This window comes from Pedobacter sp. R20-19 (genome assembly GCF_000708265.2).
Taxonomy (GTDB): domain Bacteria; phylum Bacteroidota; class Bacteroidia; order Sphingobacteriales; family Sphingobacteriaceae; genus Pedobacter.
Window position 1 is genome coordinate 237396 of the sequence record NZ_JCKI01000009.1, and the last position, 17443, is coordinate 254838.

General features: G+C 37.4%; 11 protein-coding genes and 1 tRNA gene. 6 read left to right on the plus strand and 6 right to left on the minus strand.

Annotation, left to right across the window (positions count from 1 at the left end; all coding sequences use genetic code 11):
• Nucleotides 1-129 precede the first annotated feature (129 nt).
• Together AN34_RS20195 and treF are read left to right on the plus strand one after the other, a co-directional pair.
• On the plus strand, nucleotides 130-909 hold the full coding sequence (locus AN34_RS20195) for a helix-turn-helix domain-containing protein (RefSeq protein WP_029288676.1): 780 nt from the start codon (nucleotides 130-132) through the stop codon (nucleotides 907-909).
• Nucleotides 910-1400: 491 nt separating this feature from the next.
• On the plus strand, nucleotides 1401-2954 hold the full coding sequence (gene treF / locus AN34_RS20200) for an alpha,alpha-trehalase TreF (protein ID WP_029288678.1): 1554 nt from the start codon (nucleotides 1401-1403) through the stop codon (nucleotides 2952-2954).
• A gap of 57 nt (nucleotides 2955-3011) precedes the next feature.
• Here the strand turns inward: treF and AN34_RS20205 are convergent, their stop codons facing one another.
• The 4 genes from AN34_RS20205 to AN34_RS20220 form a co-directional block, all read right to left on the minus strand.
• Nucleotides 3012-4997: a glycoside hydrolase family 65 protein gene (locus AN34_RS20205; protein ID WP_231625592.1), complete on the minus strand. Its 1986-nt coding sequence runs from the start codon at nucleotides 4995-4997 to the stop codon at nucleotides 3012-3014.
• A 155-nt stretch (nucleotides 4998-5152) separates the two neighbouring features.
• Complete coding sequence (locus AN34_RS20210; protein ID WP_029288683.1) at nucleotides 5153-6661, minus strand: RagB/SusD family nutrient uptake outer membrane protein; 1509 nt, start codon at nucleotides 6659-6661, stop codon at nucleotides 5153-5155.
• Between the two features lie 18 nt (nucleotides 6662-6679).
• On the minus strand, nucleotides 6680-9712 hold the full coding sequence (locus AN34_RS20215; RefSeq protein WP_231625593.1) for a SusC/RagA family TonB-linked outer membrane protein: 3033 nt from the start codon (nucleotides 9710-9712) through the stop codon (nucleotides 6680-6682).
• Nucleotides 9713-9855: 143 nt separating this feature from the next.
• Entirely contained in the window at nucleotides 9856-10149 is a 294-nt protein-coding gene (locus AN34_RS20220; protein WP_029288687.1) for a hypothetical protein, read from the minus strand.
• A 391-nt stretch (nucleotides 10150-10540) separates the two neighbouring features.
• Between AN34_RS20220 and AN34_RS20225 the strand changes: the two genes are divergently transcribed.
• Nucleotides 10541-11539: a LacI family DNA-binding transcriptional regulator gene (locus AN34_RS20225; RefSeq protein ID WP_029288689.1), complete on the plus strand. Its 999-nt coding sequence runs from the start codon at nucleotides 10541-10543 to the stop codon at nucleotides 11537-11539.
• A gap of 86 nt (nucleotides 11540-11625) precedes the next feature.
• Here AN34_RS20225 and AN34_RS20230 read toward each other — a convergent pair whose 3' ends face one another.
• Nucleotides 11626-12894, minus strand: a complete 1269-nt coding sequence (locus AN34_RS20230; RefSeq protein ID WP_029288691.1) for an Hsp70 family protein — start codon at nucleotides 12892-12894, stop codon at nucleotides 11626-11628.
• Nucleotides 12895-13322: 428 nt separating this feature from the next.
• Here AN34_RS20230 and AN34_RS20235 point away from each other — a divergent pair.
• The 3 genes from AN34_RS20235 to AN34_RS20245 all read left to right on the plus strand — a co-directional run bounded on the left by AN34_RS20235 (nucleotide 13323) and on the right by AN34_RS20245 (nucleotide 15548).
• Nucleotides 13323-13395, plus strand: a tRNA-Lys gene (locus AN34_RS20235).
• A 799-nt stretch (nucleotides 13396-14194) separates the two neighbouring features.
• Nucleotides 14195-14824: an outer membrane beta-barrel protein gene (locus AN34_RS20240; protein WP_051666759.1), complete on the plus strand. Its 630-nt coding sequence runs from the start codon at nucleotides 14195-14197 to the stop codon at nucleotides 14822-14824.
• 19 nt (nucleotides 14825-14843) lie between these two features.
• A complete protein-coding gene (locus tag AN34_RS20245) occupies nucleotides 14844-15548 on the plus strand; it encodes a hypothetical protein (RefSeq protein WP_157263363.1) in 705 nt (234 codons plus the stop codon).
• A gap of 141 nt (nucleotides 15549-15689) precedes the next feature.
• Here AN34_RS20245 and AN34_RS20250 read toward each other — a convergent pair whose 3' ends face one another.
• On the minus strand, nucleotides 15690-17177 hold the full coding sequence (locus AN34_RS20250) for a serine hydrolase (protein WP_029288694.1): 1488 nt from the start codon (nucleotides 17175-17177) through the stop codon (nucleotides 15690-15692).
• Nucleotides 17178-17443: the final 266 nt, after the last annotated feature.

Sequence of the window (17443 nt, forward strand, 5' to 3'; positions counted from 1 at the left end):
CAAATTTAAAACCAAAATACCCAACTGTTGTTCAAATTGTTTTCTTTAAATCAACACCAGCAAAATAATATGTAACCATACTGAAGGAAGTTAATCTAACCTGGAGAAAAGATAGCGCAATCAACTAAAATGATAAAACTAGAACTTATTAAAGGACTCTTTAAAAGAGAAATTGCATTAGCAGCAACTCATCCTATGAGAATTTTGGTGATCAAAGATGGAAATGGCTTGCTTTGCATGAATTCGGGTGATTATAAAATAAAAGATGGCAGATTTTTCTTTATTCCCGAAGAGGGTTTAGTTAGAATTGAAGGTGAAATCAATGAAGGCTATTGGTTAAATTTTAGTAGTTCACTATACTTCGAGTTTCTGCAGCAACATTTAGATCCTTTGGCTAAAAATCTTTTCCTCAACTTATCTTTTAAAGATCTGAGTGGCGATGCGCTTATAAAAGCTTTCAGTTTATTAATACAGTTAAAGAAAGAAATAGAAATAAAAAAAAATCCACTTCTTTTATCTCAATGTCTCTCTTTATTTTTAGGCTTTACGGCTGGTTTTGATGGATATTTAACAGCCCTTACACAAGATGAATTACAGCAGATACTCAGGTTTAAGGCTATTTTGGAAAAGCACTACAAAAAAGAAAAGTCCATTCGGTTTTATGCTAATGAAATGGGAATTAGCCCTCGAAAATTAAATGCTTTTCTGGATCGTATTCTTGGAAAAAGTTTGTTTGTATTAATCAAAGATCGGGTGATGAGAGAAGCAGAACTGTTATTGCTTCACAGTGAATATTCAATAGATGAAATTTCATCTATTTTGGGCTTTCCAAATGCAACGAATTTTAGCATCAACTTCAGACGGTATAAAGGTATTTCCGTATCACAGTTTAGCAATAATGAAGATTGATGCTGCTGTTAAAGGAACGCTGATCGCTTAGATTTTGTCCCTTCTCGATAACAGGTTTTCCTGACCTCACCACAACATTTGCTGGGCGCCTGACGCGTAAGGCTTTGCTTACTATTACCTACTACCAGCAGCATCAATTTTTCAGCAGCTAAATTAAAAAAACTTAGGAGTAATTTACAAGATATTCTAATCTAGTTTTTTAAATGTTAACAATTTTTTTTTGATGTGTAATAACCAGTTAAAAATGTTTGAGTTTAAATGCGCTCACAGTAATAAAAATAAGTTTCCTTAAAAAGGAATGTGTATTTTTAAAGTAATTTAAGGATATGTAAAAGGCAAATCCATAAGTTACCATTTCATTATTAATAATAATTGACGGCAGGATTTGGATTTACTAAGATGTTGACTGATATTTTAAACCTGTTAGCCCCAGTCACCAGGATACCGATTCATATCTTATCCGTCAAAATTTAATCTGTATAAATTTCAATATGAAAAAAACTATTATTTACTTCTTCCTTTTTATTTCTAACGCGTTATTTGCGCAACATCAAAAATCACCTCGATTAATTTATCCGGGTTTGTTTGAAGATGTACAATTATCCAAAGTGTATGCAGATGGAAAATCTTTTGCAGATGCAGTGCCGAAAGCAGATCCTGCTTCGATTATGAAGGCTTATCTGAATCAAAAAAACAGTCAGGATTTTAACCTTAAGAATTTTGTTGATTCGAATTTTAATTTACCTGAAAGCCATACTGCTTTGTATCAATCAGATGTTAAAGCTGGAATTGAAAAACACCTGGATACTTTATGGTCTGTTTTACAACGAAATCCGGATACTGCTACCACTTTTCAATCTTCCTTACTTCCTTTACCAAAACCCTATCTTGTTCCGGGAGGGCGATTCAGAGAGGTTTATTATTGGGATTCTTACTTTACCATGCTGGGGCTAAAAGAAGCAGGCAAAACAAAACTGATGAAAGATATGGTGGATAACTTTGCTTACCTGATCAATACCTATGGTTTTATTCCCAATGGAAACCGGAGTTATTATCTTACCCGTTCGCAGCCTCCCTTTTTTGCAGCAATGGTTCAGTTGCTTGTAAAGAATAACCCGGATGTTAAGCTGAGTGAATACAAAGATGCTTTGGAAAAGGAATACCAATTCTGGATGAAAGGTGGAGACCAGCTGAAACCAGGTAAAGCTGTTAATCATGTGGTTAAGCTGAGTGATGGTACTGTTTTAAACCGGTATTATGATGCTGGTGATCAGCCAAGAGAAGAATCTTACCGTGAAGATTATGAAGCAGCAAGGTTAACGAAACAAAACCCAGCTACCTTTTTAAGAAATGTGCGTTCCGCTGCCGAATCAGGCTGGGATTTTAGCAGCCGCTGGTTTGCCGATGGCTTAAGCTTTAGTCAGATTATCACGACTGATCTTTTACCAGTAGATTTAAATACATTGATGTACAATTTGGAATGCACTATTGCAGCCGCAAATAAAGAGGCTGGAGATACCAAAAAATCTATTTTGTTTTCTTCAAAGGCCGATAAACGTAAGGCGGCTATATTGAAATATTTCTGGAATGGACAGCAGAACTTTTTTACCGATTATAACTGGAAAAATAAAAGTTTCTCTAAACAATTAACTCTGGCTGCATCTTTTCCACTTTATTTTAAACTGGCTACTCAAGTTCAGGCCAAAGCTGTATCTGAAAAATTAGAGAAAAACTTTTTAAAATCAGGTGGGTTAATCACCACATTAACCACAACCAAACAGCAATGGGATGCGCCAAACGCCTGGGCACCTTTACAATGGGTGAGTATAGCAGGATTACATCAATATGGTTATGATAAATTAGCAGATACGATAGCCAATAGATGGGTTAAGCTGAATATAGCTGTTTTTAAGGATACAGGTAAGATGATGGAAAAATATAATGTGGTTGAAACCAATAGTAAGGGTGGAGGAGGAGGTGAATATCCATTACAGGACGGTTTTGGGTGGACCAATGGGGTGTTACTTAAACTTCTGAAAAAATAAGACAATTAAAATCAGAATTATTATTCCTGGCTCCAGGATAATAATTCTGATTATCGTTTAATTTTTATTTAATACAGTAAATGTTTTTCCTTCCATTCCAACACCAGTGATCTTCAGAGATTTCCAATGTTCAGGAAGATTGCTCGGTACTTGGATAATTCCTTTGTCAGTGATATCAAGGCCACCGAATCCCATTAATATGCTTTGCAACACACCGCCTGCTCCGGTAGCAAAATAAGGATTAGTACCACCTTTTGTTTCTGCAATTACCCTAAATGGTGGATTCAGGTTTGGTAAATAAGACTCTTTAAAGTACTTATATGCCTGATCCGGATGACCCAATCTTGCATATAACAGTGTGAATATGGCATGGGTCATTGCAGGTGTGCCTTCATCAGGAATTCTGGTTTGATAATAAGCCAAATCTTTTTCAATCTGATTTTTATCAGTAATGGCTTTTAGTGGATAAGCCAATAAGTTCACATCAGCCTGTTTAATGCCTTCACCTTTATAAGTTGCATGTTCTTTAGTCACACCATCTGCAAGTTTGAGAATGGGAATATTTTTTTCTACCAGTTCCCAATCTTTATTTTGAGGCAAACCTAGAAGGGCTGCCGCAGCATTGGCATTTTTTAAATTAAGTTTAGCTGCTGCATTTGTAAAAGCATTATTATCTACATTTTCAGCCCATTCATCTGCGGCGACTACATTTTTAATGTCAAAATGATTGGTGCCGTTTCGTTCTACACGGCTTGCCCAAAAGTCTGCAGTTTCTGAAAGGATTGGCCAGCCTTTTTCTTTTAGCCAGGTTTTATCCTGCGTTACGCTGTAATAATTCCAGGCTGCAAGTGCAACATCTGCAGAGATGTGGTGTTCAAATGGTCCGCTTAATGCCCAAACCGGTGTTTCCTCCACACCCGTATCAGCACTTTCCCAAGGGTACATGGCACCTTTATAACCATGTGCAAAGGCATTTCGCCTGGCGGCCTCCAAACGGTTAAACCTGTATTCGATCAATGATTTAGCAATATCTGGATGTAGCACCAATAGTGCCGGAAACATCCAGATGTCAGTATCCCAAAATACATGGCCGTTATAGCCTAAACCGGATAGTCCCATTGGTGAAAGTGAATATGATGTGCCTGCACGTGAAAAGGAGGTAAGGTGATAAAGCATGCTGTGGATATCCTGTTGTGCCTGTTTATCTCCATCAATAATAATATCAGATTTCCATAAGTCATCCCAGGCTTTATTATGGAATTTAATCAAACGTTCTTTTCCTTCCAGTTTAGCAAAAATACTCATTCGCTCAGCCTCATTCAAAGGGTCTGCATGTTGAGCAGAACTAATGGTGCTTCCAACTACTGCATAAGTATAGGTTTGGCCAGCTTTTAATGCTTTGCTAAACTTCATTAAATGGCTGTTATTATCCCACATTTCATGAATAATTTTTGGTTCGCTACCATGTTGTTCCGTAAACATAAAACTGTTTGAGGCACAGAGCTGCAATTTTCCAGTCGGGCTTTTAGCTGTTGAAGTAAGTAAACTCAGCGTAACATGTGGCCTGTCTATTTCGTTATAATAATTTTCTACATCGCGAAGGGCATCAGGTGTTTCCATTACGCTTGCCGCTGTAAGCTTTAAATCTTCTTTTGCAGTAATGGTTACATCCATTAAAACAGTGTAAGGCAATTGCCTTAGTGCATAATAGGTGTATGTAATGTCAGCCTTTTTTCCATACTGCAGTTGGGTGGTAAAAGTGGCATGTTTCATATCCAGCTGTTGCTGCATGTTTTGGGTATTCTGGGCATCAAGCCTTGATCCATCAACCTCCAGATACATGTTAAGCAGGTTAAAGCCATTTAAAAAATTACTAACTCGGCCACGACCATAAGTATCGTATGCACCAGCTAAAACAACATTTTTAACTTTGAAGGGTTCTGGGGAAGATACTATGCCAATCATACCATTGGCTACTGTTACACCATAATAATTTCCCGGTTCAACTTTTTCTGATTTTAAGATCCAGGGATCTTGTGCCATAGTGTGTATATGCAGGCAGACCAAAAGCGATATGAAGTTGATTATTTTCATCATTTAAGACTTAACTTAATAGTTGTAAAATGAAAAGGCTGAACCAAAATGATTAATGATGTATTAATTATTTTGGTTCAGCCTTAGGTTAAAGGTTAATGAGTTTAATAACCTGGGTTCTGAACCAGATTAGGATTGCCAAGTTGATTGTCAGGAATCGGAAATAAAAGATATTTCGCATCACTGGCTGGTTTTTCTTGCCAGGCAGCAAGGAATTTACCAAAACGAATTAAATCTTGTCTTCTAAAACTTTCCCAATACAACTCACGGCCACGTTCATCTAACAGGTTATCTAGGGTTAAAGATCCTAATGCAGATGCACCTCTTACCGTTCTGATGGAATTAACAATGTTTAGGGCTGCGCCAGCCTGTGAAGTTCTAAGCAAAGCTTCTGCTTTCATCAACAAAACGTCAGCATATCTGTAATATACCCAATCGTTATCTGGTTTTTTTGAGCCAACATTTGCATAATCAATCGCATATTTAACTACTCGAATTCCAGCCACTTCCAGGTGATTTGGATCTCTTTCGATAATGTTTACTTCTGGCGTAAAGGCTAATGGGTTTCCTTTTCTGTCTTTTAAAGCCACACCAGTCTGATCAAATTGCTGACCAACTAAAAAGCCTACTCTAATGCCAGATATATTCGTTTGCCCCGTATAGCTGCCACCTCTTCTTTTATCTGTAGCCTCAAATTTGTCGTAAAAATTTGATAAGGTTGAAAATCCATTATAACCATTCGGGTTTTGATTGTAGTGTAAAGTACATTTCCACATACCATCTAAATCACTACCATCATTTCCTGCAGTGTTTTCTGCAGTAAAGATATTTTCTCTGGAGATAACATTGTTTGAAGGAGCAAAGTTGTCAAAATAATTGGTAGACAGTGAATATCCTCCTGTTGCAATTTCATCAGCTAATGAAATTACTTTGGCCATGTCAGCAGCATCAAACGTAGGTGCGTTGCGGTTTAAGAATGCGCCTTTATTAAGGTAGATTTTCATCAATAAAGTTTTTGCAGCATTCTTATTTGATACGTTTGCAGGACCGTTTGGTAAGTCTGGAATGATTGCTGTTAACTCTGAGATTAAATAAGCAATTTCTTCAGATGCATTTCTCACTTTAGAAGGAAGGGTTACACCCTCACCAGTTTCGCGGTAAGGAACTTGGCCCCAACCATCTAAAATGGAAAATTGAGCAAAAGCTCTGAGAAAACGTGCCTCAGCAGATTGTGCCGGAGTTGGACTAAATCTTAAAACCGTAGTAGACGCATAGCTTATGCTATTTAAATCTCTGAATACACCAGAGATCCTGCCATCATCCGCAGCCCATTTATGTAAGTGAAGTGCTCTCCATGCGCCGTTATCATCCCAGTCACCTGCTCTTGTTGGAACAATGGCTTCATCGGATGTTACTTCCTGCAGAGCAGACCAGTTCCATGGTGCTTGATAAGGACCTCTCATAGAGATGTAAGCTGCAGAAATTAGTCCTGGTACGTTTCCTTGAGAAAGTGTGCCAGAATTTACCTGGCCATTTAAATTCTCATCTAGTTTGGTACAGCCGGATAGCGCTAGCGTTGCTGCTATAAAGCCGATTATATATTTATTTTTCATTTGATTTCAATTGAATGATTAAAGAGAGAAATTAACACCAAAATTGAATGTTCTTGCTGTTGGATATGCTGTATAATCTATACCTGCAGAAGGAACACCATTTACACTTTTGTTTACATTTACTTCCGGATCAAAACCTGTATATTTTGTAATGACGAAAAGGTTTTGGCCGTTGAGGTAAACATTTAATGATTTGATTGCTTTGCCGATATTACCGATATTATAATTTAAGGTTGCATTTGCTAATTTTACATAATCTCCTTTTTCTATATATCTCGAAGATGCAGCAATCGGGTTGGCAAGAGATTCCTGAACGGGTAAAGAAAGAATGCCTGATGACACATTTCTGGTACCCAGATTGGAAATCGCTAAAACTGAATTTGCGGTATTGTTGTAAACACTTTGTCCGAATGAACCATTGAAGTTAGCGGTAAAAGATAATTTTTTGTATCTCAAATTTGTGCTGAAACCCATAATGAATTTTGGATTAGGATTGCCAACATAGTATTTAGTAAATCCATCATCAGTATATAAAGAGAATCCATTGGCATCTAAACCATTGTATTGTCTGGTTACCATGGCAAATAATGGTAATCCATTTTGAATCACTTCTGTGGTTACATCGCTTAATCCCTGCCCACTTAATGAACCGGTTTTAATCAGGTCGCTCAGATTTTTAACTCTGTTTTTAATATAGGTTACGTTACCTCCTAAAGACCATGATAAGTTATCTTTTTCAATAATATTGGCATTTAAACTCATCTCTATACCTTTATTGATAATCTCACCGCTTAAATTTGTCCAGGTGATTACATTTCCTTGCTCGGCCGGAGCAAATGCTGTTTGCGGATACAATAAATCTTTTGTGGTTTTATTGAAGTAATCGATAGATCCCGTTAGTTTATTTCCAAATAAGCCAAAATCTACACCTACGTTGGTTTGTTTATCTTCCTGCCATTTCAAATTATCGTTCTGGTTGTTGATACCAACCTGCGGAATAGGATCTCCGGCTTTACTTGGTGTTCTATATACGAAACGTTGTTGTGATGATCCTGAAGGGAAATCCTGATTACCGGTAATACCATAACTAGCTCTGATTTTTAACAAATCCAGCCAGACTACATTAGCCAGAAAACTTTCTTTTTTAATGTTCCATGCTGCAGCAAATGATGGGAAATAACCATATTTATTGTTAGCACCGAATTTTGTTGAACCATCGGCCCTAACGGTTGCTGTTAATATATATTTATTATCATAGTTAAAGATAGCCCTTGCAAAGTATGATTGTAACTCTGTTGTTGGATCATAACTGGTTACAAAAGTTCTGTTTGCCTTAAGTGTTGCTTCAAAAGCATCTGTATAATCAAGAGGCAAATTTCCAAAACCAGTTGCCGTATTTACCGCACTCTTGTTTATAAAATTTGAATATTCATAACCGATAACCGCATTTAAATTCAGTTTAGAAACAATTTCTTTGTTAAAATTTAAAGTATTGGTAAACTGCTGAGTTACTAATTCTGTGTTAGAATAGCTGGCATAACCACCTAAAAAGTCTCCAGAAGGCTGAATTCCCTGAAGGTTTAAAGTACTTCTGGTAGAAGCTCTTCTAATCCCGGTGCTGTAATTAACACTGGCTAACATTCTGTACTCTAACCAAGGTGTGATTTTGTAATATGGTGATACACTTCCTAAAATGGTTGATACCTTGGCCTTATCGCTGTTTGCGGCTAGTGAGGCTAATGGATTGATGGTGGTAGAACCATAATCAATAAATAAACTTCCATCTGCATTGTAGAAAGACTGAGTAGGGTTCCAGGCTAGTGCCTGACTGATCAAACTTCCGGTGGCACCTGCATCAGTGGTAACGGGTGCAATGTTTTCCAAATACTGATTGCTGATCATATTTATATCCAAACCAAGTTTTTTACTTTCCAGGAATTTGAAGTTTCCATTAAAGCCAGCACTATATTTTTTAAAATCAGAGCCTTTAATAATTCCCTGCTGATTTTGGTAACCTAAAGATGCCCTGAAAGTATTGCCATTTGTGCCACCACTGATGCCAACAGAATAGTTTTGGTTGTAAGCGGTTCTTAAAATTTCATCTAAAGCATTAACACTGTTACCAAAATCTCCGCTGGTTAAGCCATATTTTTTAAGGGCGGCTCTATATTCGTCACCTGTTAACACATCAACCTTGCGGGCAATGTTTCCCACACCTGCAGAAGCACTAATGTCTATTTTAGTGTCGCCAGATTTTCCACGTTTAGTGGTAATTAAAACCACACCATAGGCTGCTCTTGAGCCATAAATGGCTGTGGCAGATGCATCTTTCAGAATCTCCATAGATTCTATGTCAGCCGGGTTAATGAAATTGAGTGGATTTCCATCAGGAGCCGTACCTATCCCTGCGCTGGCAGAAGGCCTGGCCGAACGTCCGTCCAATGCCACACCATCTACTACATACAAGGGTTGTCCGGATCCGGTAATGGCCGAATTTCCTCTGATGCGAACCGTAGAGGAACCGCCTGGCTGGCCACTGTTGCTGATCATTTGCACGCCAGCTACTTTTCCCTGGATAAGTTGATCTGGGGCATTAAGCGGCCCTTTATTAAAATCCTTTGCTGAAACGGTGGCAGCAGCTCCTGTAAGATCACTTTTCTTAACAGAGGCATAACCCACTACTACAACTGCATCCAGATTATTCAGAGAGCTAAGTGTAATGTTTAGTAAAGTTTGATTGTTAACGCTAACAGTTTGAGATTCAAAGCCTACAAAGCTTACAATCAATTTTGAAGTTGCAGAAGGTACGGCGATCTGATATTTCCCTTCAGCATCTGTTTGAGCTTTTACGTTGGTGCCTGCTACCTGTATGGTTGCGCCAACCAATGGCAGTTTATCATTATCATAGATAATTCCTTTTACCACTGTTTGGGCAAAGGCGGTCATGCTGAACGCTATCATAAAAAAAATGAGGGTCGTCAGCTTTCCCAGGAAATGCAATTTCTGTTTATAGTTAAAAACAGTCTGATTGCTAAGTAAAGTAAAGTTCATATTTGTTTTAATTAGTTGGTAAGTAAAAAATTAATTTAAAATCAAATGTTCCTTTAAGGTGGTAGTGTGCTAATCATGTTTATATTGGTTTAGTTAGTTGTTTGAAAGGTAATTATAGAAGCTTTTTAATTTTTTTAAGCTTTTCAAGAACATAATCGATGCAGGTGCCCGGTTCCGAATTTTGAAGTGGTTTTATCACTCATTGCGCCGATAACAGGCTGAATAATTAAGTCTGTTAGAGGACTGGCTGAATTTAATAGTGGTAACTGACTTGCATTAGCCTCTAAATAAGAATAAATGGTTACCATGTTGGTTTGCTGGAAACTGAAGCTGTATGGAATGCTAAAAAAGCCCATGCGCTTGGCAATGATGGAACTTGAATTAAGTTTAATAGCAGTTAAAACGTTCTTCGTTTTTACAGGTTGAATGTTAATCATTTTACCGCTATTTGATTGTCATAAACAATAACCCAAACGACTGCTGTTGTGGTACAACGGACTTTTCAGGATGTAAATTGGCCTTATGAGTATTACCCTGTGCAGTAAATAAATTGGGAAAATATAAAGTATATAAAAGATTTAGTCTCATATCATGTACGGTTAGGTTGAAAATAGATTTTTATCCATCTCAACAATTCATATTTGGTTATTTGCAGATTTAAAGCCGGGATCGCTTTAATGGGTTACTGCATTTATAATTTCTGTGAAGATATACTAAATTCACATTTAAAACTATGAAAATGAATTAATTATTACCGCAAACGTTTGCGGTAACATTTCCGCAAATGTTTGTTGTAGAAAACATATATTTGATTAACCAAATATTTAAATGAAGCCTAGCCCAACACTTAAAAAAATTGCAGCGCAATTAAATGTGAGTATTTCAACAGTTTCCAGAGCTTTAAAAGATCATCCGGATATTTCTATTGAAACCAAACGAAAAATTAATGAGCTTGCCGCACTGATTGAATATGATCCTAATCCTTATGCGGTAAACCTGCGCACACACAACAATAAGGAGTTTGCCATTGTGGTGCCCAGCTTATCCAATTTCTTTTATCACTCTTTCATCAGTTCAATTGAGGAGGATGCTAGGAAACACGGGTATTCTATATTTATCTACCGTTCTTCGAATGATGTTCAGATTGAACTGGAAATTTTAAAAAATTGCAGACTTAAACGGGTATCGGGTGTATTTATTTCCATCACAACTGAAACCAAAGATATTGCGCCATTTTTAAAACTGGATGAATACGGTATCCCGGTGATTTTTTTTGATAAGGTGCCTGCTTATGAATTGTGTAATAAAATTTGCATTGCTAATGAGCAGGCCGCGTCTTTGGCGGCTTTAGCAATCCTGAAAAAGGGTAGCAATGATGTATTGGGTATTTTTGGCGATCCAAATATGCCGATCACTCAAGTTCGTTATCAAACATTTAACAGGGTACTTGTAGAAGGCAACCCAGTGATTCGACTACAAAATGTAAATGCAAATAGTGCTGATGAGGCAGAACAACTCATTTTGACTATGCTGGCTGATTATAATGGAACATATCTTACCATATTTTGCATGAGTGATGAAATCCTTACCGGCGTAATGAAGGCTGTACAGCGAAAAGGCCTGAAGTTTCCAAAGGATATCGGAATTATATGCATCAGTGATGGCATGATTCCTAAATTATTTTATCCGGAGATTACTTATGCCGAAACCAGCGGCTTCAAGCTGGGAAAACTTGCCCTGAGTAGAATGATGCGCTGTATTGCAGGAAGTTCTTTCGCACAAACCATTATTGATGAGTCTTGCCTGGTGGAGGGGGGATCGCTGTAGGGAGGGGTTAGTTGGTTATAGGATTAGGTGTTTAGAAAGTTAGTTGGTTAGTGGGAGGTTGGTTAGTTGTTTGGAAGATTAGTCTTTTAATTTTCAAAAAGGTAACCGCTGTATGCCAGACCTTTGGCTACGCTTTTAAAATTATCACCTGAATTGAGTGGAATATGCGGAAACTTGGTTTTGAACAGTTTCTGAATCGCAGAAACCATTGATGTTCCGCCGGTTAAAAATAAACAATCGATATCTTCTGGTTTGATTTGGTGTGCTTCCATAAACTGATTAAGATAGGCTTCAATTTTACTAACATCCTTTTCTATAATGCCATTGTATTGATCAATAGATATGCTTTCATCTATTTCGATCCCCATATTCGAATAACGGAAGTCAGATTGCTTCTGATCGGAAAGTTCAATCTTTGTTTTTTCAATGGCCCTGAAAACGGAATAGCCTAAATTTTGATCGACGAGGGTAATCAAGTTTTTAAACTTTGAATCGTTTCCTGAATAATAATAGTAATCCTCCATTTCTTTCTGGATTTTCAGGCCATTAAAGAAATTCATTTTATCCCAGGTACAGATATTGGCGAAAAGTGATTTAGGGACGTTTAACTTTTTTCCGGGCGTGGCTTCGTACATGGTATTTTTACCAAAGTAAGGTGTTCCACGATCCCACATAAAGGCAGAATCGAGGCTATCACCTCCAATATAAATACCACCGGAAGCAATCATATCGTTTTTCCGGTTTTGGCTACCTACTTTTTCGGGATCAAGAATCAGGTAGGTGAAATCTGTTGTACCTCCACCTAAATCGGCTACCAGTACTCTTTCCTTATGTTTAATGGTTTTCTCGTAGGCAAAAGCGGCACCAATCGGCTCAAACTGGAAACGGACATCTGTAAAACCCGCCATTTCTGCCGCCTTTTTTAATCGGGTTTGTGCTAAGGTATCTTTCGATGTGTTATCGTCATCGAAAAATACGGGTCTTCCGATTACGGCCTTATTGCATTCTTCGCCAATGATTTGATCTGCTTTCGTCTTTAAATCTTTGAGAATTAGCGTAACTAAATCTGATGCGGTATAGCGTTTGTTGTGGATCCGGGTTTCGGTAAATGTGCTCCTTGACAGGATTTGTTTAATGGATTTAATGAAACGTCCTTTCATGCCATCATTCAAGTAAGCTTCGATGGCTTTTTCACCCACAATATGACTTTCTCCATCAACCATACTTTTGGTTTCGGTAAAGTAAATGAGTGAGGGGATAGAAATCGTATCAATAATCTCTTTTTTCTGTTCGTCGTAAATGGATAGTGCAGAATTGGTTGTTCCAAAATCAATTCCGTATAAAAAGTTACTCATGTAATCCTGAATTTAAAATTTTTTGCGCATGTTTTTGAATAAAATAATTGAACCATACTTATTACGAAAAGGAGATAAACTCATACCGCATGAATTTCCTGCTTTTTGTAAAATCTGTTCATGATCATTTGCTGATCTCGAATATGCTGCTGTTTTCTGAATCTTGCTTTATTGCTTTAAACCATGCTCAGAGAATATTTGGCCAAATATCTATAATTTTAATGATGCTATCTACCAAAAGTTTTCAACGGTTTAACAGGTGTTTGTAGTGTAGATTTAACAGCTGGTGTTGAACTAAAATTAATTCCAGTAATTTATTCATGAAAAATATTTTGCTGTGAATCAGTGGTTTCAGGTGGGAGAGGGTTAGTTTATTTAAATGCTTGTTGTTTTATATAAAATATTTCTATCTTTGCGACCTCAATAATGATTCCGTAGCTCAGCTGGTAGAGCATTACACTTTTAATGTAGTGGTCCTGGGTTCGAATCCCAGCGGGATCACGAAAATCCTCCTTTAGCGGGAGGATTTTTTGTTTAAAGAGGATTCCGCTATGCTAAAATCCCGAAGCTTTTTATTGTCCCTTTTACCCTGCTTTCTCCGACACAGCCGTACACCAACAATACCTTAAGATAACTTTCTCTTTACCTGTTATTTAGTTATCGTTAACCCGCCAATTTAAAGTGAAGCAAACCTTTAACCTACCTAATCTACGCCAAAACTACAGCTCAATAGAAGTAAGTGTGAAGCATTATGCAAGCAGGTACGAGGCAAGCCTGGCCCGAAGGTGGCCTAAATGCGGGGTAAAGGTGGGGTAAAGTTGGACTTTAGGATATTTTTATTTGGGGATTTTTAATCAGATGGATCGATTTGGGTGATCATTTCTTTTTGATTACGCTAAGATACTAAATTATGGCTTTTGGGGTTCGGAAATTTTTACCAGTGAAGATATTCTCTTCATTCCAGGTTAAAGAAAATTTCTATAATAACTATACGTTACTATTTCAAATATTTTGGTGTATCACTCAATAAATGGAACACCCAATTATCGGTTTGATTCTAAAACTTTTGAAATGAGGAAAAATATCGGGACTAATTATTTTTTATATCAAACCCCAACATTCCACCATCCACAAATCACCTAGCTAACATCCTTTTTTCAATGATATAAAATTACCTAAAAAAGGGTATAGGACGGGTAATTAGGAGGGGGGTATCTTTGAACAACCTTTTAAATGCTTTTTTAAAGGCAAATTTTAATCCAATACATCCATTTATTTAACCGTAATTTAATTGATCTTAATGAAAAAGCAATTATTAATGATGTCCTTTTTTATGGCTTTTGCTGTTAGTGCATCAGCCCAGTCTAAATCAAAAAGTAAGGCTACGCCAAAGGCCAAAACGGAAACCAAGGCTACAGCATCTAAAAGCAACAGTTCTTCCCTTAGGGCTTATAGTAAAGGTGATAACCTACTCAATGTGGGGATTGGTATTGGGAGCCCGTTTTTTGGTTCAGGTTACTCTTCTTCACTGCCGGTAAACCCTAGTGTTTCTTTTGAGAAAGGTATTACAGATGAAATCAGCGTGGGTGGACAGGTGGCCTATGCGAGTTCTAAGTACAATGTAGACTTGCCGGGTTCCAACTACAGCTTTAAGCAGAATGCATTTTACATTGGTGCCAGGGGTTCGTATCACTTTAATGAATTGTTAAAGCTTGATCCTAAATTTGATATTTATGGTGGTGCCAGCCTGGGTTATGTGATTGCCAGTGTGAGTGACAACGATGGCTTCAACGGCACGACTGGAAGTGGGGTAGGTTTCGGCTTATTTGCGGGTGGTAAATATTATTTCTCAAATAGTACCAGCGTGTTTGCAGAAGTGGGCTATCAGAGTCTTGCCGTATTGAATGTTGGTATCGCATTTAAGCTTTAATCTAAAAAATATGAAACCTATGAAAAGTCTATTTAAATTATCTTCGCTATTATTGTTGTTTCCCTTATTATTTTTGGCCTGCAAAAAGGAAAAGCCGGAAGAAACCCCTACTGGTCCGCTGGGGCCTAAATATCCAATGGTGGTCAATAATGTGATTACGCCGGAAATTCTGGAAAGTCTGAAAAAAAATGGTATGACCATCAATAGCGGTACTACGCCTCCAACCATTAATGGTGTGTTTTTATTTAGCCCGGCTTATTGCACATTTGATAATTCAGGAAACAGCCGTCAGGGAACCTATTTCAATGATTATAAAGTTCAGTTTAAAAATCAGAACACTACGGATTATACGGTGAGCATGGAATATAAAGAATTAAGTAATGGCACTGACCGCGGTGGCGATAATAGTGCGACCTATATATCTGGTGAGAATAATTTATTTACCGTTTTTTCACAATCTAAGGGGAAGTCGGGCAGTATTAACTATGTAGCACTTGATGTGATTAGTGGGGAAGCTGCGGGGGGATCTATGAAAAACCTGATTTGGAGCAAATACCTGGTATCAAAAGAAGGCGATGATGCGAATATCTTCCTTGTACCTGTTGGTACCACCAGAATGTTTACTGATAAAGATGGTTTATCAGCTTCTCAAAATACTTTTGATGTTTTGCCCGATCAATTTAAAAGTTTATTGAAAAAGGAATCATTAATGTTGGCAAAATAATTAACTGGCTATTGAATGAATAGTATCACCTGAACGTGATGGATAACATTTATGGTCAGTCTATTTAAACAGCCTGTTTTTACTTCAAACAAGTCTTCCAACTCAAATTGGAGGACTTGTTTTGTTATTAAAAAAATTGGATTATTTCGTTAATGCCTGAATCCGATCAGCTGCATTCTTATTTTTAGGATTTAAAGCCAACGACTTTTTATAATTTATAAGTGCTTCTACCTGGTTATTCATAATTTCATATGCTTCGGCCAAACTGTCGAAGGCATTTGCACTTCCTGGGTATAAGACTACATTCAATTTAAATATAGAAAGCGCAGCTGGTAAATTTTTCTGACTAACCAGTTGATATCCCCAGCTATTAAGTTCATTTTCATTAACTTGAAAAGTTGGGTCTTTCTTTTTCAGCTGTGTTACCACTGTAATACCTCTATCGAAACCTTGCTTTAATAGCTCAGTTCTTAGTTTTTTTAGGTTCGCGGGTAAACCGAAGCCATTGGCTTCATGCATATCGGGAATATAGTAACCCGCTACTTCATCTATCAGCTGATCTGGGTTTCCCTGCATTAAATTGGTTAATATTACAATGGAAAGATCGTCTTTTAAATAAACGAATAAGGCAGATCTGCCTCCGCCTACAGGTCCAACTGCTGGATGTTCTTTGCGGGTAACGGTTGGCCAGCCCAAGGCATAGCCATTCGTCAACAGATTAAATCCGCAAGTTTTTCCATTATTAAGTTTAGCCGGAGTCCATAACAGGTCAATACTGGCTGGCTTTTTTAAAAGCTTCCCGCTTTTTAAAGCAATAATCCAATTGCCCAGATCAGTTGCGGTAGATTGAATTCCGGCAGCTGTTCTGAAAAATATGGGAAATTGCATATAAGCATGGCCAGGCGTTTTGTTTCTGATGAAACGATCGCCCATTTGTTTAGTCAGGGTATAAGCACCCGCATAGTTGGGAATCACATCATAAGAATCACCAAAGCGGGTTAATTTCATTCCAGAAACTTTAAACTGCCTGTCTTCAATAAATTTAGTGAAGTGCATACCACTTAATTTGGTAATCATCTGGCCAAGCAATACGTAGCCTGTTTGATTATAACTAAATTTTTCCCCAGGTTGAAATTCAATAGGCAGTGCTTTTACTTTTCGCATGGCTTCTCGCTCATCGTTATGTCCTAGCACTTGTTCATCTGCATCCATGATATCAGGCAGTCCGGATATGTGACTTAATACCTGCTGTATCGTGATATTTCTCCAGGCATCTGGTAAGCTGTCTAAATGAACAGAGAGTGGGTCAGTAATTTTCAATTTATCTTCTTCCGACAGTTGCATAATGGCAATACCTACAAAAGCTTTTGTGATAGAATTAATGGAAAACACAGTTTCGTTTGTTGCATCAATATTGTATTCCAGGTTGGCTTTTCCAAAGGTATTGTTCTTTATAATCTGACCATTACGGATAACAGCAATCTGTAACCCTGGTATACGGCGTTGTTGCATTTTATTTTTTAAAAAGACATCTATACTATCTGATGCAGTTAGGTGTTGTGCCTGGGTTGATACATTGATCAAACTAAGCGATAAAAGGAAAATAGTAGTGAACGAAATTAGTTTCATTTAAACAGGGATAGTAATGGTAATTAATAGGGTAGACGAAGTTTTATCTGATTGGTTACAGACAGATTAAATTTTTTGGTGATTTGAAAGATTAGCAAAGTGATCCTACCATCGAGCTTGTATGATCTCATGTTCATTATGTGTTAACAATTTTAGGCGATGTATTTCTACCATATAAGACATAGAAGAAAAATATAAGTTGAAAATGTATAAAGCCTGATGCATTGCCGAGCTTATAGGGGTCTTTTTTTCTTTATTTGTTAAAC

What these genes read in the sequence shown, in the direction of transcription:
- AN34_RS20195 (WP_029288676.1), top strand. Translation starts at nt 130, where the DNA reads ATGATAAAACTAGAACTTATTAAAGGACTCTTTAAAAGAGAAATTGCA.
- treF (WP_029288678.1), top strand. Translation starts at nt 1,401, where the DNA reads ATGAAAAAAACTATTATTTACTTCTTCCTTTTTATTTCTAACGCGTTA.
- AN34_RS20205 (WP_231625592.1), bottom strand. Translation starts at nt 4,997, where the DNA reads ATGGCACAAGATCCCTGGATCTTAAAATCAGAAAAAGTTGAACCGGGA.
- AN34_RS20210 (WP_029288683.1), bottom strand. Translation starts at nt 6,661, where the DNA reads ATGAAAAATAAATATATAATCGGCTTTATAGCAGCAACGCTAGCGCTA.
- AN34_RS20215 (WP_231625593.1), bottom strand. Translation starts at nt 9,712, where the DNA reads ATGAACTTTACTTTACTTAGCAATCAGACTGTTTTTAACTATAAACAG.
- AN34_RS20220 (WP_029288687.1), bottom strand. Translation starts at nt 10,149, where the DNA reads ATGATTAACATTCAACCTGTAAAAACGAAGAACGTTTTAACTGCTATT.
- AN34_RS20225 (WP_029288689.1), top strand. Translation starts at nt 10,541, where the DNA reads ATGAAGCCTAGCCCAACACTTAAAAAAATTGCAGCGCAATTAAATGTG.
- AN34_RS20230 (WP_029288691.1), bottom strand. Translation starts at nt 12,894, where the DNA reads ATGAGTAACTTTTTATACGGAATTGATTTTGGAACAACCAATTCTGCA.
- AN34_RS20240 (WP_051666759.1), top strand. Translation starts at nt 14,195, where the DNA reads ATGAAAAAGCAATTATTAATGATGTCCTTTTTTATGGCTTTTGCTGTT.
- AN34_RS20245 (WP_157263363.1), top strand. Translation starts at nt 14,844, where the DNA reads ATGAAAAGTCTATTTAAATTATCTTCGCTATTATTGTTGTTTCCCTTA.
- AN34_RS20250 (WP_029288694.1), bottom strand. Translation starts at nt 17,177, where the DNA reads ATGAAACTAATTTCGTTCACTACTATTTTCCTTTTATCGCTTAGTTTG.